Below are 19096 nucleotides of genomic sequence, written 5' to 3' on the forward strand. Positions count from 1 at the left end.
GCCGACACCGCGGCCTGAGCCCGACGCGCGCACGACGCGCCTCAGCCACGCGGAGCGGCCGGCCCTGGCGCCTCGCGCCGCCGCCCGGACACCCGGGCACCCACCGCCCGCCACCGCGCCGCCCGCCAGCGCCAGCCGCTCAGACCGCCAGCTCGTACTGGACCCAGGTCGAGCGCGAGGCGCCGAGCCGGTCGTAGACCGCCTGCGCGCGGGCGTTGCCCGGTGCCGTCGTCCAGGTCAGCGTCCGTGCCCCGTGGCCGCGGGCGCGGTCGCGGGCGCCGGCGATCAGCGCCTGCGCCAGCCCGCTGCCACGGTCGCTCGGCGAGACGTAGAGGTCGTAGAGGACCGCGATCCGTGCCGCGTCGAGGGTCGACCAGGTCCAGTAGACGGTCGCGAAGCCGACCGCGGTCCCATCGGAGTCGCGCCGCGCGAGCAGCTGGATCCCGTGACGCTCGGGGTCGGAGATCAGCGTCCGCGCCAGGTCCTCGAGCGCGTCGAGCGGCGGCGCGGGGATGCTCTCGGTCTGCTCGTAGAAGGCGCAGTAGGCCTCCATCAGCGGGAGCAGGGCGCCGACGTCGCCGGAGCCGACGAGGTCGATCCGATGGGGACTCATCGGCCAAGTGAAGCGCAGCGGCCGGTCCGCCCGCGGACCACCCGCGCGATGGTGACGCGGTCGGCCGCGCGATCCGGCATGGTTGTCGCGATGCGCGCGCTGATCGTGGGTGCCGGCGAGGTCGGGTGGTACCTGGCGGGACGCCTGGCCCGGGAGCAGCACGAGGTCGTCGTGCTCGATCGCGACCGCGAGCTGCTCGTCCGCCGCTCGCGCTCCGGGCTCGACGTGCGGGTCGAGCGCGCCGACGCGATCAGCCCGCGAGCGCTGGCCGAGCATCGCGCCGGCGAGGCCGACCTGTTCGTCGCCGTCACCGCCAGCGACGCCACCAACCTGCTGGCCTGCCTGCTGGCCAAGGAGCAGCGCCCCGACGACCCGCCGCAGACGATGGCCCGCGTCCGCGACGCCGACTACTACGCGCGCGGCGAGGACACGGCCACCGGGACGCTCGGGATCGACCTGCTGGTCAGCCCCGAGCTGGCGGCGGTCGGCGACCTCGAGTCGGCGCTGCGGGTGCGGGGCGCGGTCCGGGTCGAGACCTTCGCCGAGGACCGGCTGGCGCTGGCGGAGTGCATCGTCACCGAGGGCTCGCCGGCGGCGCGGCGCTCGATCACCACCCGCCCCCACGCGACCGACTCGCGGATCGTCGCCCTGCTGCGCGACGGCCGCGTCCACCTGGCCAGCAAGGACACGACGCCGCTGCCGGGCGACCACCTGGTCGTCGCCTGCCCGCGGGAGCAGCTCAAGGAGGCCTGCCGCGAGATCGATCCCGGGGCGCAGCAGGTCCACCGGGTGGCGATCTTCGGCGCCGGCCAGATCGGCGTCGCGCTGGCCGCCCGGCTGGCCGCCGCCGGTCGCGAGATCGTCGTCCTGGAGCCCGACGAGACCGTCGCCCGCGAGGCCGCCGAGACGCTCGCCGACCGCACGATCGAGGTCATCTGGGAGGAGGGCGCGTCCGAGGACGCGCTGCGCGAGGCCGGCGTCGACGCCTGCGACGCCTTCGTCTCCTGCGCGGGCGACGACCGCACGACGCTGCTGGCGTGCACCCACGCCGACCGGCTCGACATCGGGCTGGTGCTGGCCGTCCTCTCGCGCGAGGAGTTCGCCCCGCTGGCCGAGGCGCTCGGGGTCGACGGCACCGTCGCCCCGCGACTGGCCGCCGCCGAGCGCCTGCTGCGGACCTCGCGCGGGACCGGCGCCCGCAAGAGCACCCTGCTGGCCGACGGGCTCGAGGCGCTCGAGTACCGGATCAGCGCGGGCAGCCCGCTCTGCCAGCGACCGGTGGTCGGCGCGATGCCGCGCGAGACGCTGCTGGCCGCGGTCGTCCGCGACGGCGAGGTCCGCTTCCCCCAGCAGCTCGACCGCTTCACCGGCGGCGACGTGCTGCTGGTGCTGGCGACCGGCAACGGCGCCGCCAAGCTCGGCGCGGTGCTCGGATCGTGAGCCGGGACGGGCGCGAGCGAACGGACCCGGACGCCGCCAAGCGGGATCGGAACGCGCGGCGAGCCGCCCGCCACGTCCGGCGCTCCCCGATCGGCGCCCGCTTCGGGCCGCTGACGCGCCGTGCCCTGACCGCCGGCGCCGTCGCGATGGCCGCCGCGGCGCTGCTCTGCACCGCGGTCGCGGCCGTCTCCGACCAGCGGGCGATCGGGCCGTTCGCCGGCACCGCCGCCGCCGCGACGGCGCTGACGCTGCTGCTGCGGCGCTCCTGGGTCGGACGGGCGATGCCGACCCCGACCGGCCGCGACGGGCTGATGGCCGCCGGCCTGACCTGGATCGCCACCAGCCTCTTCGCCGGCGTGCCGCTGCTGCTGAGCGACGCCACGCCGCGCGTCGCCCAGGCGATCTTCGAGGGCACCAGCGGGATCACCACCACCGGCGCGACCGCGATCGCCGACGTCGACGGCCAGGCGCACGCGGTGCTGCTGTGGCGCTCGCTCAGCCACTGGATCGGCGGCATCGGCATCGTCGTCCTGCTCGTCGCCGTCGCGCCGGCAGCGGGCGGCGCCGCCCGCCGGGTCCTGCTCGGCGAGACCAGCCGCGCGACCGAGGAGACCGTCGCGCCGCAGATGCGCGACACCGCCCGGATCACCGCCCAGCTGTACCTGGCGGCGACCGCGATCTTCCTGGTCGTGCTGCTGCTGGTCGGCCTGACCCCGTGGGAGGCGCTCAACCACGCGATGTCGATGGTCGCCAGCGGCGGCTTCTCGACCCGGACCGCGTCGGCCGGCGGCTTCGACTCGCCGCAGGTCGAGATCGCGATGTTCGTGCTGATGGTGGCGGCCGGCGTCAGCTACGTCGTCTGGTGGCGGCTGGTGCTGCGCCGCGGGCTCGGCCACCACGGCGCCGAGCTGCGCGCGTACCTGCTCTTCATCCTCGCGATCGGCGTCCTGCTGGCGATCGCCGCCCACGGCGGCCACGCGCCGCGCTCGGCCCTCGACGGCCTGTTCACGTCGGCCTCGATCGTCACCGGCACCGGCTTCACCACCGCCGACCCGGACACCTGGGGCGAGGAGGCGCGGCTGCTCGTGCTGATCGCGATCGCGTCCGGCGGCATGGTCGGGTCGACGACCGGCGGCTTCAAGGTCCGGCGCTGGCTGACCCTCGTCGGCGGGGTGCGAGCCGAGGTCCAGCGGCAGATCGCCCCGCAGCGGATCGTGGTCGTGCGGATCGGCGGCAAGCCGGTCTCCGAGGACACCGTGCGAGCGGCGTTCGGCTTCATGGCGGTCGCGTTCCTGGCGCTGCTGGGCGGCGCCGCGCTGCTGGCGGCGAACGGGTTCGACCTGCTCTCGGCGTTCTCCGGATCGGCTGCCTCGCTGTTCAACGTCGGGCCGGGGCTCGGCAGCCTCGGCGGGACCGAGACCTACGCCGACGTGCCCGACTCGGGCCTGCTGGGGCTGAGCTTCCTGATGGTGCTCGGGCGGCTCGAGCTGTTCACCGTGCTGGCGCTGTTCACGCGCGGCCTCTGGCGGGCACGCTGAGCCCGGGCGCGCGGGCGGCCGGCACCTGCTGCGTGATGCAGTGGATGTTGCCGCCGCCGAGCAGGATCTCGCGGGCCGGGACGCCGACCACCTCGCGCTCCGGGAAGCAGCCGGCCAGGATCTCGGCCGCGACGTCGTCGTAGCGCTCGTCCAGCAGCGGGAAGACCACGCGGCTGGTGCCGAGGTAGAAGTTCACGTACGACGCCGCCAGCCGGTCGCCGGCCCGTCGGGGGAGCGTGCCCTCGACCGCGTCGACGCCGTGGGACTCCTCCTCGCTGATCAGGATCGGTCCCGGCGACGGCAGCAGCACGACCTCGATCGAGCGGCCGCGCGCGTCGGTCGCCCGCTCCAGCCGCTGGAGCGCATCGCGCGAGATCTCGTGCTGGGGATCGCTGGCGTCGTCGGTCCAGGTCAGCGCGACGACGCCCGGGCGCACGAAGCACGCCAGGTTGTCGACGTGGCCGTCGGTCTCGTCGTTGAAGACGCCCTCGCGCAGCCACAGGACCTTCTCGGCCCCGACGTAGTCGCAGAGGATCCGCTCGATCTGCTCGCGGCCGAGCTCCGGGTTGCGGTTGTGGTTGAGCAGGCACTGCTCGGTCGCCATCACCGTGCCCTCGCCGTCGACGTGGATCGAGCCGCCCTCGAGCACGATCGGCGCCCGGTAGCGGTCGGCCCGCTCGATCTCCAGCACCTTGCGGGCGGCGTGCTCGTCGGCGTCCCACGGGAAGTAGAGCCCGCCGTCGAGTCCGCCCCAGGCGTTGAAGTGCCAGTCGACGCCGCGTCGGTGGCCGCGGTCGTCGACGACGAAGGTCGGGCCCATGTCCCGCATCCAGGCGTCGTCGGCGGACATCTCGACGACGCGGATCTCGGGGCGCAGGACCGACCGGCAGTGGTCGAACTGCTCGGCCGAGACCGCCATCGTCACCGGATCGCTCGGCTGGATCGCATGGGCGACCGCGGCGTAGGCCTCCTGCGCCGGCTTCGCGCCCCAGCGCCAGTTGTCGGCGCGCTCGGGCCAGACCATCCAGCAGCCGCTGTGGGGCTCCCACTCCGCCGGCATCCGGAAGCCGTCGGCGGCGGGCGTCGAGCCGATGGTGGCGCTCATCGCGAGCCGCCCGTCGCGACGCGGGTCCCGCCGCCGTCGACCGCGACCGGTCGTCGGCTCCGCGGGTGGTGGCGCCGGAGCTGGCGCCAGAGGATGATCTCGCCGGCGACCAGGGCGGCGACGACGATCCCCAGCAGCGGGCCGGTGTAGCCCCAGTCGGCGGGGCGCCCCGGGATCTCCGGCCAGACGAACAGCAGCGCGGTGGCCGCCACGAACAGCGAGGTGATCGCGCTCAGCGCCGCGACGACCGGCGTGCCGCCCGGGATCCGGAACGGCCGCGGGCGGTCGGGATCGATCAGCCGCAACCGCAGGACCGCGGGGAACATCAGCAGATACGGCAGCAGGAAGACCACCGACGAGGCGGCGAAGATCGCGTAGAACAGCGAGTCCTGGGTGTCGATGAAGACGGCGGTCACGAGCAGCACCGCGGTCGAGACGATCCCGGTCACCACGAAGGCCGCGACCGGGGTCCGGCGCACCGGGTGCTCGCGAGCGAGGAACGCCGGCAGCTCGCCGTCGGCGGCCGCCTCCGCCGCCGCCCGGTTGGAGCCCATGCTCCAGGTCGTCATGTTGGTGAAGAACGTGTAGAGCGCCGCGATCCCGAGCGTGTAGACGACGACGTCGCCGGCGGCGCTGGTGCCGAAGATCGCCTTGAAGGTGTCGACCAGGCCCCCGACCAGGCTGAGGTCGTTGAGCGACAGCGCCAGCAGGATGCCGACCGTCGCGAACAGGTAGAGGCCGGCGGTGATCAGGCCCGAGGCGAAGAACGCCCGCGGGATCTGCTTCTCCGGCTGCTTGATCTCGTCGCCCATCGACGAGACCAGCTCGAAGCCCATCAGCATGTAGACGATCACCGGCAGGAAGTCGGTCGCGACGTGGAACGAGGGCACGAGGCTGCCGGCGTCGATCGAGTTCGCCGCCCCGTCCTTGATCGCGACCACCACGCCGCCGACCGCGATCGCGAGGATGATCGCCATCTTCAGCCCGGCGCCGAGGTTGTTGACCCACTTCCCGACCTCGAGCCGCATCACCCCGACGGCGACCACCAGCCAGGTAAGCAGCACGGCGATCGCGACCTGCGGCCACTTGCCGCTGGCCCAGTCGGTCCATCCCGACGCGAACAGCTGGCTGAAGACGCCGGCGAAGAGCAGGAAGACGGCCGGCATCCAGAGGGCGACGTTGATCCAGTACCAGTAGGTCGTGCGGGCGGCCCAGCGGGCGCCGAACGCGCGCTTGACCCACAGGTAGATCCCGCCCTGCCCGGGATAGGTCGTCGCCAGCTCCGAGGCGATCAGCCCGTAGGGCACGAGGAACAGGACGATGCAGAGCAGCCACCAGCCGATCGTCTTGCTGCCGATCGACGCCGACGCGGTCAGCTGGTCGACGACGAGCATCGCCGAGACCGTGAACAGCGTGATGTCGAGCAGCCCGAGGACGCGGCGGCGCTTCGGTGGATCGTCGACCGTGGTCGACGGCGCGGGTGATGCTTCGGTGCTCATCAGCGGGTCCTCCCGGAGGGCGCCGTCAGCGGCGCGTCGTGGAGCGGCGCCTCGGCGGCGACGCGGTAGCTGGTGTGGGCCGAGCCGGCGCGGTCCCAGCCGGCGCGGCCGAGGAGCGACTGCAGCCGTCCCTCGTGGTACTGGCGCAGCGCCGGCGAGGCCCGGCGAACCGTCGGGTAGGTGAGCCAGACGAGGATGCCCTTCTCCGCGTGGAGCCGGTTCTCGGCCTGGTCGAAGACGATCGAGCGCTCGTGGTCGATGACCTCGTCGGTCACCTCGACCCCGCGCGAGGCGGGCAGGCAGTGCATGAACCGCGCGTGCGACGGCGCGCGTGCGAACAGCTCGGCGTCGACCTGGTAGCGCGGCAGGAAGGCGGCGCGGCGAGCGGGGATCTCGTCCTCCTGATCGACCCACCACCAGAGGTCGGTGTAGACGAAGTCGGCGCCGGCGACCGCGTCCTCGACGTCGGCGGTGACCTCAACGCTGCCGCCGGTCGTCTCGGCGATCGCGCGCGCCGCGCCCACCCAGTCGGGCGGCGCCTGGTAGGCCGGCGGGGCGGCGTGGACGAAGCGCATCCCGAACTGGGCGGCGATGAACATCGTCGAGCTGCAGACGTTGGTGCGGTCGCCGACGAAGACGATCGTGGCGTCGGCGAGCGTGCGGCCCGGCGGCAGGTGCTCGCGCATCGTCAGCACGTCGCAGATCGCCTGCGTCGGGTGGTTGAAGTCGGTCAGGCCGTTGATGACCGGCACCTCGGCGGCCTGCGCGAGCGCGGTCACGGTGCCGTGGCTCAGCGTGCGGGCCTCGATCACGTCGCACATCCGCGAGAGCACCTTGGCGGTGTCGTAGAGCGACTCGCGGGCGCCGAGGTGGATCTCGCCCGGCTTCAGGTACAGCGCGTGGCCGCCGAGCTTCGCCATCGCGACCTCGAACGAGACGCGCGTGCGCGTCGAGGGCTCCTCGAAGATCATCCCCAGCGAGCGCCCCTCGAGCAGCCGCGGGACCGCGCCGTCGGCGTCGGCCTCCTTGAGCGCCGTGATCAGGTCGAGCAGCCGCTCGAGCTCGTCGCGCTCGACGTCTCGGGTGTCGATCAGGTGCTTGATGGGCGACGCCGCGGGCATGCGTCGCATCGTGCTGCGCGCCGGGACCAGCGGCGACGGGGGCCGGCCGCACGGCGCAGCGGGATCCGCCGACCGCCGGATCCGTGGGGACTACCGACGTGCGCCCTGCAACGGGCCCCACGGCCGCCGGTGGCGGGATGCCCCGGAGCGGCGCTCGGGGCCGTGCTCGAGGCGGGCGTAGGCGGTCGCGGCGATCGCGGCCGCGGCCAGCGCCGCGACCCCGCCGATCGCCATCCCGATCCGGGGGCCGGCGACGCTGGCGATCCAGCCGACCAGCGGCGCGCCGATCGGGGTCGAGCCGAGGAAGACCAGCGAGTAGAGCGCCATCACGCGACCGCGCATCGCCGGATCGACCTCCAGCTGCAGGGTCGAGTTGACGCCGGCGGAGAAGGTCACCGAGGCCATCCCCAGCAGCACCAGCGGCGCGATCTGCAGCGGCAGGCTGGGCGCGAACGCGGCGAGCAGCTGGAAGCCGCCGAAGAGCGTCGCCGCGCCGACGATCAGGCGCGGCGTGACGCGGGCCCGGGCGCCGGCCACGAGGGCCCCGATCACGGACCCGACGGCCATCGTCATCGTCAGCAGCGTGAAGGTCGTCGCCGTCCCCCGCCAGGTGTCGTGGGCCATCAGCGGCAGCACGATCTGGAAGTTGAAGGACAGCAGCCCGATCACCGCCATCATCCCCAGCGGGATCAGCAGCGCAGGGGTCCGGCGGACGTAGCGGACGCCGTCGCGGAGCGCGCCCTTGCGACGCTCCAGCCGCGGCGCCTCGCCCATCTGGTCCGGGTCCAGCCGCCAGAGCGCGACGATCATCGCGACGAAGCTCAGGGCGTCGATCGCGAAGCACCAGGCGATCCCGGCGATCGCGATCGTCGCGCCGGCGATCGCCGGGCCGATGATCCGCGACGTCTGGATCACGACGCTGTTGAGCGCGACCGCGTTGACGACCCGCTCGGGGCCGACCAGCTCGATCGGCAGCGCCTGGCGGGCGGGGTTGTCGATCGCCATCGCGGCGCCGCGCAGGAAGACCATCGCGTAGACCACGAGCGGCGTGACGACGCCGGTCGCGGTGGTGACGGCCAGCACGATCGCCGGCAGCATCAGCGCGGTCTGGGTCGCGAGCAGCAGGCGCCGCTTGTCGACCCGATCGGCGAGCAGGCCGCCCCAGGCGCCGAACAGCATCAGCGGCAGGAACTGCAGCGCCGCGGTCAGGCCGACGGCGAGCCCGTCGCCGGTCAGCTGGACCATCAGCCACATCGCGGCGACGTTCTGGATCCAGTTGCCGCTGACCGAGACCACCTGGCCGGCGAAGTAGCGGCGGTAGTTGGGGACGTGGAGCGAGTCGAACGTGCGGTGGAGCGCGCGCGTCATCGCGCTCCGCTCGTCGCCGGGTCCGCCGCGGCGACCGGGTCGGCCGCCTCCAGCAGCTGCTCGAGGATCGTGGCCGCCCGCTCGAGGGTCTCGCGGTCGTCGGCGCCGAGGCCGTCGAGCCGCCGGGCCAGGAAGGCCGTCCTGCGCGAGCGGACCTCGGCCAGGTGCGCGACCCCGGCGTCGGTCGCCCGGACCAGGCAGGAGCGCCCGTCGGCCGGGTCGGCGTGGCGCTCGAGGTAGCCGTGCTGCTCGAGCTTGGCCACGATCCGGGTCGCCGACGGCCGCCGGATCCGCTCGCGCTCGGCCAGCTGGCTGGGGGTGATCGGGCCGAAGCGCTCGACCGTCGCCAGCGCGGCGCCGAGGGTCGGGCCGAGGTCGCCGCCCGACTCCTGCCGCAGGCGGCGGGCGGCACGGGCGATCGTGATCCGCAGGTGGGCGGCCAGCTCGGCGGTCGGGATCGTTGATCCTGGCGGAGTAGTTCGCACTGGTAATTAGTTTAGCGAACTACATGCGAGCGGGGCGGAGGTGGCGTCATTTCGCGCTCCTCCTCCGAAGTGGCGTCATTTCGCCCCGGCATGCAGGGCGAGATGACGCCACGTCGCGGCGGCCAGGGCGAGATGACGCCACGTCGCCGGCGCCGCGCCTCCTAGGCCGACGTCGGCCCGCGCCCGCGGCCGTTGACGCCGGGCAGCGACGTGTAGTCGACCTCGAACCGCCCCGGGTCGGCGGCGTTCCACCAGGCGCGCCACTCGGCCGGCGGATCGGCGAGCAGCTCGCCCTCCCCCAGCCAGTCGTAGAGCTCGCCGTAGTTCGCCGACCACGCCGAGCCGATCCGCCGGCGGAGCTGCGAGCGCCGCAGTTCGCTGCTGTCCCGGACGCCCATCGCGGCCATCATCCGCTGGGCGCTGCTGACCGTCGCGGCCTGGAAGCGCGCGACCCGCGGCGCCTTGTCGGACACCACCAGCGAGCGGTAGCGCCGGGGATCCTGGGTCGCCACGCCCGACGGGCAGGTGTTGGTGTGACAGCGCTCGGCCTGGATGCAGCCGAGCGCGAACATCATCGCCCGCGCCGAGTTGGTGAAGTCGGCGCCCTGGATGATCCGCTTGACGATGTCGGCGCCGGTGGCGACCTTGCCGCTGGCGCCGATCCGGATCCGGTCGCGCAGGCCGCAGCCGACGAGCGCGTTGTGGACGAACAGCAGGCCCTCGGTCAGCGGCAGCCCGACGTGGTCCTCGAACTCCAGCGGGGCCGCGCCGGTCCCGCCCTCGGCGCCGTCGACGATGATGAAGTCCGGTGTCACGCCGCTCTCGACCATCGCCTTGCAGACGGCCAGGAACTGGACCCGCGAGCCGACGCAGAACTTGAAGCCGGCCGGCTTGCCGCCCGACAGCTCGCGCATCCGGGCGACGAACGCGACCAGCTCCCGCGGGTTCGAGTAGACCCGGTGGCCCGGCGGCGAGATGCACGTCGCGCCCTCCGGCACCTCGCGGGCGGCCGCGATCTCGGCCGTCAGCTTGGCCCCCGGCAGGACCCCGCCGATCCCCGGCTTGGCCCCCTGGGAGACCTTCAGCGAGACCATCTTGACCTGGCGGTGCGCGGCCTGCTCGCGGAACCGCTCGGGGTCGAAGTCGCCGTCCTTCGTGCGGGCGCCGAAGTAGCCGGTGCCGATCTCCCAGACCAGGTCGCCGCCCGGCTCGCGGTGGTAGCGCGAGATCCCGCCCTCGCCGGTGTCGTGGGCGAAGCCGCCGATCCGCGCGCCCTCGTTGAGCGCCAGGATCGCGTTGCCCGAGAGCGCCCCGAAGCTCATCGCCGAGACGTTCAGCAGCGCCATCTCGTACGGCTTGGCGCAGTCGGGTCCGCCGACGGTCACCCGCGGCTGCTCCGCGTCGGGCGCGGGCGGCGCGAGCGGCGCCATCGAGTGGACCAGGTACTCGCGGTCGACGACGTCCAGGTCGAGCTCGGTCCCGAACGGCGACTCGGCCTCGATCCCCTTCGCCCGCTCGTAGACGATCGTGCGGGTGTCGCGGTCGAACGGCCGCCCGTCGGTGTCGTTCTCGACGAAGTACTGCTGGAGCTCGGGCCGCAGCGCCTCGGCGATCCAGCGGCCGTGGCCGGTCAGCGGGTAGGTCCGCAGCACCGCGTGCTCGGTCTGCAGCAGGTCGCTGACGGCGATCGCCGTCAACACCAGCAGCGGGACCGCGGCCCACCACCAGCCGGCGTCGGAGGCGAGCGCCAGGACGGTGGTGAGGAGCGCGAGGAACGCGACGAGCGCGGCGGGCAGGAAGCGGAGCACGGTGAGGGACCTCCAGGAGGGACGCCGACAACGCTACGGGCCGGACTGGCGCGACCCGGCGCTCCGGGCGGACCGCCGCTCGCGGCACGCTCGCCGCTCAGGCCCCCGACGCGAACGCCCCGGCGACGGCCGCGACCACCGCCGCCGCGGCGGCGCGCCGCGCATCCTCCTCGCCGGGCGGCGTCGTGCGGGTCAGCCGGTGGTAGTAGAGCGGCGCCGAGACCGCCCGCACGACGGCGGCCGCGTCGGTCCCCGCCGGCACCTCGCCGCGGCCGACGGCGTCCTCGACGCACGGCGCCCAGACCGCGACCCGCCGGTCGTAGAAGGCCTCCAGCGCGGCGGCCGTGCGGGCGTCGCAGGTCGCGGCCGCCACGATCGCCGCGTACAGGCCGCCCTCTTCCGGATCCGCCAGCGTCCGCTGCACGCGACCGGCGTTGACCTCGAGGTCGCCGAGCAGCGAGCCCGTGTCGACGCGGTCCCCGGCGCGATCCGCCATCTCGACGAGCAGGTCCGCGACCAGCGCCGTCGGCGTGCCCCAGCGACGGTAGACGGTCGTCTTGCCGACCCCCGCGTCGTGCGCGACCGCGGTCAGGTCGAGTCCGTGCAGCCCGCCGCTCGCCAGCGCGTCGCGGGTCGCGCGCAGCACCGCCTCGCGCACGCGGGCGGTGCGGCCACCGGGACGGGGCTGAGCGTCGGCCATCGCCGGCGATCTTAACGGGTCCATCGGCCCATTAGGACCGGGATGCGCTACCGTGCCTAACGGAACACTATTCCCATTAAGGAGCTGCTGATGGAGTACAGGCGATTGGGTGCCTCGGGTCTGCTGGTCCCCGAGCTGAGCTTCGGCGCCGGGACGTTCGGCGGCCGCGGGCCGCTGTTCGGGGCCTGGGGCGACAGCGGCGCGCGCGAGGCGCGCGAGCTGGTCGACATCTGCCTCGAGGCGGGCGTGACCCTCTTCGACACCGCCGACGTCTACTCGGACGGCGCCTCGGAGGAGGTCCTCGGCGCGGCCCTGCGCGGACGCCGCGACGAGGTGCTGATCTCGACCAAGGCCGGCCTGCCACTGAGCGACGACCCGCGCGACGGCGGGACGTCCCGGTCGCGGCTGATCGCCGCCGTCGACGCCGCGCTGCAGCGTCTCCAGACCGACCGGATCGACCTCTTCCAGCTCCACGCCCACGACGCCGGGACGCCCGTCGAGGAGGTGCTCTCGACCCTCGACGGGCTGGTGCGGGCCGGCAAGCTCCGCTACGTCGGCGTGTCGAACTTCCCCGGCTGGCAGCTGATGGACTCGCTGGCGACGGCCGACCGCCACGGATGGCCGCGCTACGTCGCCCACCAGGTCTACTACTCGCTGGTCGGACGCGACTACGAGTGGGACCTGATGCCGCTCGGCGCGGCGCACGGCGTCGGGGCGCTGGTCTGGAGCCCGCTCGCCTGGGGCCGCCTGACGGGCCGGGTCCGCCGCGGCAGCCCGATCCCGGAGGGCAGCCGCCTGCACCGGACCGCGGAGTTCGGCCCGCCGGTCGATGACGAGCGGCTCTACGACGTGGTCGACGTGCTCGAGCAGATCGGCGCCGAGAGCGGCCGGACCGTCCCCCAGGTGGCGTTGAACTGGCTGCTGAGCCGCCCGACGGTCGCGTCCGTGATCGTCGGCGCGCGCAACGCCGAGCAGCTGCGGGACAACCTCGGCGCCGTCGGCTGGCGGCTGACCGACGAGCAGCGCGCGCGGCTCGACGCGGCCAGCGCCCAGACCGCTCCCTACCCGCACTTCCCCTACCGCCGTCAGGAGGGGTTCGCGCGCCTCGCCCCGCCGATCGCAGGCTGAGCGAGGCGCCGCCGGGAGGCCGCGACGGCGGCGCGGGGCGCTGGCCGGACGACCCCGGCCGCGGCCCCGGCGCGACGTCGGGTCAGGCCGGCTGCAACCGCGGCGTGCCGTCCTCGACGACGAAGCTCTTCGCGGTCCGGACCGGAGCGCCTGGGCGGCTGACGTAGTCCAGGCTGCGGTAGTCGGCGCGCGCCTCGCGGGCGTCGACGGCGACCCGCACGTAGCCGCGGCGGCGCTGGTACCACTTGACCTGCGGGTTGTCGGCGAGCTGCGCCGGCTGGCTGTCGTTGCCGTCGCCGGTCGAGGTGATCGAGGTCCCGATCAGCTCGACGGCGACCGCGGTCGAGGCCGGGTCGCGGGCGTCGCGGTTGACCTCGCAGGCCCAGTTGGAGTGGACGTCGCCGGTGATCACCAGCGGGTTGCCGACCCGGCGATCGACGATCCCGGAGAGGAACCGCTCGCGCGCCGCCGGGTAGCCGGCCCAGCCGTCCATGTAGAGCGTCAGGCCCTCGCCGGCCTTCTGGTCGATCGCCGTCAGCGGCACCTGGTTGGCGATCACGTTCCAGCGCGCGCCCGAGCGGCCGAGGTCGCGCAGGACCCGCCGCTCCTGGTCGTCGCCGAGGAAGGTGCGGGTCGGGTCCTCCCACTCGGCGCACGGCGCCTTGGTGCCGTCGCCGCAGGCCTGATCGCTGCGGTACTGGCGGGTGTCGAGGACGGTGAACCGGGCCAGCCGGCCGTAGTCGAGCGTCCGGTCCAGGCGCATGTCGGGGCCCTTCGCGCGCTGGCGACGGCGCAGCGGCATGTGCTCCCAGTAGGCCTGGTAGGCGGCGGCGCGGCGGGCGCGGAAGGCCTCCGGCGCCTGGCCGTCCTCCGGCACCAGGTCGGCGTAGTTGTTGTCGACCTCGTGGTCGTCCCAGGTGACGACGAACGGGTGCGCGGCGTGGGCGGCTTGCAGGTCGCCGTCGGAGCGGTACTGCGCGTGGCGCCGGCGGTAGTCGAAGAGGGTCGTGATCTCGTCGCCGACGTGGTGGCGGACGTTGCCGTCGGCCGACTTGTAGACGTCGGTCCCGTGCTCGTAGATGTAGTCACCGAGGTGCAGGACCAGGTCGACGTCCTCCTCCGCGACGTGGCGCCAGGCGGTGAAGAAGCCGTGCTCGTACTGCTGGCAGCTGGCGAACGCGAACGCCAGCGCCGCCGGGGTGTTGCGCGGGTCCGGCGCGGTCCGGGTGCGGCCGACCGGGCTGACCTCGTCGCCGGCGGCGAAGCGGTACCAGTAGTCGCGGTGCGGGCGCAGGCCCTCGACCTCGACGTGGACGCTGTGGGCGGCGTCGCGGTCGGCGACGGCGACGCCGCGGCGGGCGACCCGCCGGAAGCCCTCGTCCTCGGCCAGCTCCCAGCGGACGAGGATCCGGTCGTGGGCGATCGGCTCGACGCCGAGCGCGTCGGTCGCCAGCCGGGTCCAGAGCACGACCCCGTCCGAGGTCGGGTCGCCCGACGCCACGCCGAGCGCCCACGGGGCGGAGGGGAAGGTCGGTCGGGTGCGGGCGAAGGTCGAGGCGACCGGGAAGCCGGCGGTGGCGGCGACGGTCGCGCCGGCCAGGCCGGTGCGCAGCAGGGATCGACGAGTCAGGGACGACACGCGGGGACCTCCGGGGGGGATGCGGGCGGCCGTGCCGGGGCTCCGGCTGGAAGGGGGCGGCCGCCGGGACCCGCCGATCACACCAGCGCGCCGACCGGCCGCGTGTGACCGTTCGGTGATCGGTCGGCGCCGCGGCTCCCGCGCGGGCCCGCCCGTCGGCCCGTCAGCCCGTCAGCGCCCGTCGCGCGAGGCGCGCGGCCGGGCCGGCGCACCGGCGGCGCCGGCGTCCTCGTCCCACGGCTCGCGGATCCGGACGGTCGCCCAGCGGGGCCGCGGATCGACGACGAAGGCCCGCTCGCGCGCCAGCCGCACGAAGACCTCGGGATCGCCGTCGCGCGCGCCGCAGGCGACGCCCCAGGAGTCGATGCCGACCAGCACCGAGCGGCGGCGGGCGGGGTCGCGGCGCAGCAGCGGCCCGCCGCTGTCGCCGTTGCAGCCCGAGGCGAACGGCGGGCGGCCGTCCGGGTCCTGGGTGCAGAGCATCCGGTCGGGGTGGAACTGCGGTGCCTGCTCCGGATCCACGCGCCGCAGCTCGCGGCGGCAGACGGCGGCCGATCGCACGACCAGCGTCGCCTGGCGGAGCTTCCCGAAGCGGCCGGGATGATCGGGATCGGCGGTCCCGTAGCCGAGCAGCCGCAGCCGCTCGCCGCGGCGGGCGGGTCGCGTCGAGATCGGGATCGGGGCGACGCCCGCGACCGGGCGATCCAGCTGGACGATCGCGACGTCGCGGTCGGGCTCGGCCGGGTAGGCCGGCAGCTGATAGCGGAACCGCGGATGGCGGGCGACCCGCACCGCCACGTAGGACGCCGCGCCCGGCCCGATCCGGACCGTCGTGCGGCCCGGGTCGACGTGGCTGGCGCAGTGGCCGGCGGTCAGCAGCCGGTCGCCGCGGACCAGCGTCGCGGTGCAGGCTTCGGCCAGGGTGACGACCGCGGGGTGCGCGCTCGGCGTCAGCCGGACGCCGCCGACGACCGCCGACGCCGGTCCGGCGACCACGCCGCCGAGGGCCGCGGCCGCGGCCAGGGCGAGTCCCGCGCGGCCGGCCCGGCCACGAGCCATCCACGCGAACGACATCGTCCGAGACTAGACCGTCGCGCGGCGGGCCGAGACCCCCACGGCGTCGCCGGCCGCGGGTGCGCCGTCCACCTCCGGCCCCGGCCGGCGGTCGCCCGCTCCCACCCCGGCCCGCGATGCCGGACGAGGCGGGCGGCGGCCAGGTCCCCCCGTCCGTACCCTTCCGTGGTCGGATGCCCGCCGTACGAGAAGACCTGCGCACCGTCGCGATCGTCGCCCACGTCGACCACGGGAAGACGACGCTGGTCGACGCCATGCTGCGTCAGTCCGGGTCGCTGCACCGCGGCGAGGACACCGAGCGGATCATGGACTCCGACGACCAGGAGCGCGAACGCGGGATCACGATCCTCGCCAAGCACACGGTCATCAGGTGGCGCGACACCACCGTCACGATCGTCGACACGCCCGGCCACGCGGACTTCGGCGGCGAGGTCGAGCGCGGCCTGGCGCTGGTCGACGGCGTCGTGCTGCTGGTCGACGCGGCCGAGGGCCCGCTGCCGCAGACCCGCTTCGTGCTCCGCAAGGCACTCGAGGCGAAGCTGCCGGTGATCCTGGTCGTCAACAAGATCGACCGCCCCGACGCCCAGATCGAGGAGGTCGTCGGCCAGGTCGAGGAGCTGTTCCTCGAGCTCGACGCCGAGGACGAGCAGCTGGAGTTCCCGGTCTACTACGCGATCGGCCGCGACGGCCGCGCGGGGATCCTGCCCGACGAGCTCGGCGACGACCTCAGCGAGTTGCTGGACGGGATCCTGGCCGCGATCCCCGCTCCCGCCTACGACCCCGACCATCCGCTGCAGGCGCAGGTCGGCAACCTCGACGCGTCGCCCTACCTGGGCCGGCTGGCGATCTCGAAGATCAGCCACGGCACGCTGCGCCGCGGCCAGCAGGTGATGTGGGTCAAGCGCGACGGGACCGAGGTCCGCGCCAAGGTCGGCGAGCTGTTCAAGACCGAGGGCCTGGAGCGCGTGCCCGCCGAGGAGATCGGCCCGGGCGAGATCGCCGCGATCGCCGGCTTCCCGGACATCGTCCTCGGCGACACCCTGACCGACATCGACGACCCGCGGCCGCTGCCGCCGATCACCGTCGACGAGCCGTCGCTGGCGATGACGATCGGCGTCAACACCTCGCCGCTCGCCGGCCGCGACGGCGACAAGCTGACCGCCCGCATGATCGAGGCGCGGCTGCAGCAGGAGCTGATCGGCAACGTCTCGCTGAAGATGGAGCCGACCGAGCGCCCCGACACGTGGGAGGTCCACGGTCGCGGCGAGCTGCAGCTGGCGGTGCTGGTGGAGAACATGCGCCGCGAGGGCTTCGAGATGACCGTCGGCAAGCCGCGCGTGCTCGTGCGGACCGACGAGGACGGCAAGCGCGAGGAGCCGCAGGAGGCGCTGACGATCGACGTCCCGGAGGAGCACCTGGGCGGCGTCACGCAGCTGCTGGCCGAGCGCAAGGGCCAGATGCTGAACATGACCGGCCACGGCACCGGCTGGATCCGCCTGGAGTACCGGATCCCGGCCCGCGGCCTGATCGGCATGCGGACCGAGTTCCTGACCACCACCCGCGGCGCGGGCATGATGCACTCGATCTTCGACGGCTGGGCGCCGTGGGCGGGCGAGATCCGCTCGCGCCAGTCCGGCTCGATGGTCAACGACCGCGCGGGCAAGATCACCGGCTACGCGGTGATCGCCCTCCAGGACCGCGGGACGCTGTTCGTCGCCGTCGGCGACGAGGTCTACGAGGGCTCGGTGATCGGCGAGAACAAGCGCGCCGAGGACCTCGACGTCAACGCGGTCCGCGAGCGCAAGGTCACCAACATCCGCTCCTCGACCGCCGAGGAGCTGGTCAAGATCGTGCCCCCGCGCGAGATGACCCTCGACCAGGCCCTGGAGTTCATCGCCGACGACGAGTGCGTCGAGGTGACCCCGAAGTTCGTCCGCCTGCGCAAGCAGGTGCTCGACACCAACCAGCGCCAGAAGGCCGCGAAGCAGAAGAAGCGCGGGGACGCGCCAGCGTAGGGCGCGGCCGGCGGAGGCGCGGCAGCGGGCGGCACGACGCGGCGGCAGCCGGCACGTTCCGGTCGCCCAGCGACCGGTTCGTCACGGCGACCGGCGCCGCTACTCCTGCGGCTCCTCCTCCGTCACCTCGTTCTCGTAGCGGGTCGTCGTCGGCTGGCGGACGGTTCGGCCGTCGGCGTAGCGGATCGTGCGGGTGACGGTGATCTGGAAGTTGCCGCCGTCGACCGGCTGGCGCTCGCCGGCGGTGGCCGTCACGCGGCGGCCGCCGTTGTCGCCGTAGAGCGTGACCGTCACGCCGGCGCTGTCGTAGCTGGTGCGGACCAGCACCGGCGCCTGGGTGTCGTTGGTCCACTTCAGGTCGATGTCGGGGAAGTTCAGCGTCGACTCGCGGCCGGGCGGGTAGCGATCGATGTAGAGGCTGTGGGCGCGGTGCGCGTCCAGCTGCAGGCCGGCGAAGAAGGCGGCGTTGTACATCGTGGTCGAGAACTGCGACACGCCGCCGCCGACCGACGGCTCGATCTTGTTGCCGGCGATGAACGGGGCCTCGACGTAGCCCTTGGCGGTCGTCCGCTCGCCGGTCAGGCCGTTGAGCGAGAACGTGCCGCCGACCGGGATCACCGTGCCGTCGATCGTGCGGGCCATCCGCTGGATGTTCGTCACCCGCGGCTGCCCGGCGACGTAGGGCGTCGTGAAGCTGCCGATCAGCGAGTCGACCTTGCGCGCCGCCTCGGTCGTGACCGTCGGCTGGGCCGTGGCCATCGGGACCCGAACCGTGTGCTCGCCGTCGCGGACCGCGCGCCGGATCGCGGTCGCCAGCGCGTCGCGGCGGACGGTCCTGCCGGTGCGCGCCGGGACGACGCCGACCTCGGCGCGGCGCGGCCGCCAGCTCACGTCGCCCTTGCCGGTCTCGATCGCGCCGGTCGCGGGAGCAGTCGGACGGGCGTTGCGGGCCGGCCGGTCTCCGCGGGCGGCGACCCGCGCCACCAGCGCGCCCATCTGCGCCTCGCCGACGCCCAGCCGCGCCCGGCGGCCGCCCTCGCGCCCCTCGAGCGCGAGGATCCGCGCCAGCTCGTCGGCGCCGAGCTCGAGCGGCGCGCCGGCGCCGGTGATCCGCAGCGGCGCTCGCAGGTAGCGCTCGGCCTGCCCCGCCAGCTCGCGCAGGCGGTCGCCCGGGACGGCGTCGACCGTCTCCTGGGGGACGTCCAGCGGACCGCGGCCGCCGTCCAGCAGCTCGCCGCGGATCCCGCGGGCCAGCGCGTCGACGTCGACCGCCTGGCCGGGTCGCGAGGGGCTGGTCCTCACCTCGTGCGTCGCCGGGTCGATGTCGAGCGCGCCCGGGAACGGGTCGCGGTCGATGCGGGCCGCCAGGCGCTTCGCGGCGCCGCGCAGGGCCGCCGGGGCGACCGTCGCCCGGACCGCCACGCGGCGGGTGCCGACGATGCTCGTCAGCGTCGCCGGCAGGCCGCCGAGGATCCCGTCGCGACCGGCGTCGACCGCGGCCCGCGCCGTGGCGTCGAGGTCGAGCCGGTAGCCGGCCTGGGCCGGCGCCAGCCGCAGCTCGCG

15 protein-coding genes are annotated in these 19096 nt (G+C 74.4%); 4 read left to right on the top strand and 11 right to left on the bottom strand.

The genetic code is table 11. The features are described 5' to 3' along the window. Positions 1-139: 139 nt before the first annotated feature. The gene (locus PAI11_RS25315) at positions 140-613 is read right to left on the bottom strand and encodes a GNAT family N-acetyltransferase (RefSeq protein WP_007572072.1); all 474 of its coding nucleotides are present in this window, start codon (positions 611-613) and stop codon (positions 140-142) included. A gap of 90 nt (positions 614-703) precedes the next feature. Here PAI11_RS25315 and trkA point away from each other — a divergent pair, with 90 nt between their 5' ends. After that, positions 704-2053 (top strand): Trk system potassium transporter TrkA, encoded by a 1350-nt coding sequence (trkA, locus tag PAI11_RS06375; RefSeq protein WP_170320696.1) that lies wholly within the window; start codon positions 704-706, stop codon positions 2051-2053. Further along, positions 2050-3591 carry a TrkH family potassium uptake protein gene (locus tag PAI11_RS06380; RefSeq protein ID WP_007572077.1) on the top strand — a complete coding sequence of 514 codons (1542 nt, stop codon included), beginning with the start codon at positions 2050-2052 and terminating at the stop codon, positions 3589-3591. Before trkA ends, PAI11_RS06380 begins: the two co-directional genes overlap by 4 nt. Here PAI11_RS06380 and aguA read toward each other — a convergent pair. The 7 genes from aguA to PAI11_RS06415 all read right to left on the bottom strand — a co-directional run bounded on the left by aguA (position 3563) and on the right by PAI11_RS06415 (position 11677). Further along, on the bottom strand, positions 3563-4696 hold the full coding sequence (gene aguA / locus PAI11_RS06385; RefSeq protein ID WP_007572079.1) for an agmatine deiminase: 1134 nt from the start codon (positions 4694-4696) through the stop codon (positions 3563-3565). The two genes, PAI11_RS06380 and aguA, sit on opposite strands and share 29 nt — an antisense overlap. Beyond that, entirely contained in the window at positions 4693-6195 is a 1503-nt protein-coding gene (locus tag PAI11_RS06390) for an APC family permease (RefSeq protein ID WP_007572082.1), read from the bottom strand. The genes aguA and PAI11_RS06390 overlap by 4 nt, the downstream gene beginning before the upstream one ends. Continuing rightward, positions 6195-7316 (bottom strand): ornithine carbamoyltransferase, encoded by a 1122-nt coding sequence (gene argF, locus PAI11_RS06395; protein WP_007572084.1) that lies wholly within the window; start codon positions 7314-7316, stop codon positions 6195-6197. Before argF ends, PAI11_RS06390 begins: the two co-directional genes overlap by 1 nt. A gap of 90 nt (positions 7317-7406) precedes the next feature. Then, positions 7407-8684, bottom strand: coding sequence for an MFS transporter (locus PAI11_RS06400; RefSeq protein WP_007572085.1), 1278 nt, complete (start codon positions 8682-8684; stop codon positions 7407-7409). Further along, complete coding sequence (locus PAI11_RS06405; RefSeq protein ID WP_007572086.1) at positions 8681-9169, bottom strand: MarR family winged helix-turn-helix transcriptional regulator; 489 nt, start codon at positions 9167-9169, stop codon at positions 8681-8683. Before PAI11_RS06405 ends, PAI11_RS06400 begins: the two co-directional genes overlap by 4 nt. A 161-nt stretch (positions 9170-9330) precedes the next feature. Further along, positions 9331-10977 (bottom strand): FMN-binding glutamate synthase family protein, encoded by a 1647-nt coding sequence (locus PAI11_RS06410; protein ID WP_007572087.1) that lies wholly within the window; start codon positions 10975-10977, stop codon positions 9331-9333. Positions 10978-11074: 97 nt separating this feature from the next. Continuing rightward, the gene (locus tag PAI11_RS06415; RefSeq protein WP_007572088.1) at positions 11075-11677 is read right to left on the bottom strand and encodes a TetR/AcrR family transcriptional regulator; all 603 of its coding nucleotides are present in this window, start codon (positions 11675-11677) and stop codon (positions 11075-11077) included. A gap of 90 nt (positions 11678-11767) precedes the next feature. Between PAI11_RS06415 and PAI11_RS06420 the strand changes: the two genes are divergently transcribed. Beyond that, positions 11768-12805, top strand: coding sequence for an aldo/keto reductase (locus tag PAI11_RS06420; RefSeq protein WP_007572089.1), 1038 nt, complete (start codon positions 11768-11770; stop codon positions 12803-12805). 82 nt (positions 12806-12887) lie between these two features. On the opposite strand, the gene PAI11_RS06425 is transcribed toward PAI11_RS06420, so the two are convergent. Further along, positions 12888-14444 carry an alkaline phosphatase D family protein gene (locus PAI11_RS06425; protein WP_007572090.1) on the bottom strand — a complete coding sequence of 519 codons (1557 nt, stop codon included), beginning with the start codon at positions 14442-14444 and terminating at the stop codon, positions 12888-12890. Between the two features lie 171 nt (positions 14445-14615). Continuing rightward, positions 14616-15518, bottom strand: coding sequence for a S1 family peptidase (locus PAI11_RS24035; RefSeq protein WP_007572091.1), 903 nt, complete (start codon positions 15516-15518; stop codon positions 14616-14618). 173 nt (positions 15519-15691) lie between these two features. On the opposite strand from PAI11_RS24035, the gene typA reads away from it, so the two are divergent. Further along, the gene (gene typA / locus PAI11_RS06435; protein ID WP_007572092.1) at positions 15692-17533 is read left to right on the top strand and encodes a translational GTPase TypA; all 1842 of its coding nucleotides are present in this window, start codon (positions 15692-15694) and stop codon (positions 17531-17533) included. A 99-nt stretch (positions 17534-17632) separates the two neighbouring features. Here the strand turns inward: typA and PAI11_RS24040 are convergent. Next, positions 17633-19096: VanW family protein (locus tag PAI11_RS24040; RefSeq protein ID WP_170320697.1), on the bottom strand; the 1464-nt coding region annotated here is incomplete at its 5' end.

Origin of the sequence: Patulibacter medicamentivorans, from assembly GCF_000240225.1 — a bacterium.
In the GTDB taxonomy this organism is placed as follows: Bacteria; Actinomycetota; Thermoleophilia; order Solirubrobacterales; family Solirubrobacteraceae; genus Patulibacter; species Patulibacter medicamentivorans.

Bases quoted from the DNA above. Each gene is read 5' to 3' on its own strand.
- typA (WP_007572092.1), top strand. From the start codon at position 15,692: ATGCCCGCCGTACGAGAAGACCTGCGCACCGTCGCGATCGTCGCCCAC.
- PAI11_RS25315 (WP_007572072.1), bottom strand. From the start codon at position 613: ATGAGTCCCCATCGGATCGACCTCGTCGGCTCCGGCGACGTCGGCGCC.
- PAI11_RS06415 (WP_007572088.1), bottom strand. From the start codon at position 11,677: ATGGCCGACGCTCAGCCCCGTCCCGGTGGCCGCACCGCCCGCGTGCGC.
- PAI11_RS06400 (WP_007572085.1), bottom strand. From the start codon at position 8,684: ATGACGCGCGCGCTCCACCGCACGTTCGACTCGCTCCACGTCCCCAAC.
- PAI11_RS06390 (WP_007572082.1), bottom strand. From the start codon at position 6,195: ATGAGCACCGAAGCATCACCCGCGCCGTCGACCACGGTCGACGATCCA.
- trkA (WP_170320696.1), top strand. From the start codon at position 704: ATGCGCGCGCTGATCGTGGGTGCCGGCGAGGTCGGGTGGTACCTGGCG.
- PAI11_RS24035 (WP_007572091.1), bottom strand. From the start codon at position 15,518: ATGTCGTTCGCGTGGATGGCTCGTGGCCGGGCCGGCCGCGCGGGACTC.
- PAI11_RS06420 (WP_007572089.1), top strand. From the start codon at position 11,768: ATGGAGTACAGGCGATTGGGTGCCTCGGGTCTGCTGGTCCCCGAGCTG.
- argF (WP_007572084.1), bottom strand. From the start codon at position 7,316: ATGCCCGCGGCGTCGCCCATCAAGCACCTGATCGACACCCGAGACGTC.
- aguA (WP_007572079.1), bottom strand. From the start codon at position 4,696: ATGAGCGCCACCATCGGCTCGACGCCCGCCGCCGACGGCTTCCGGATG.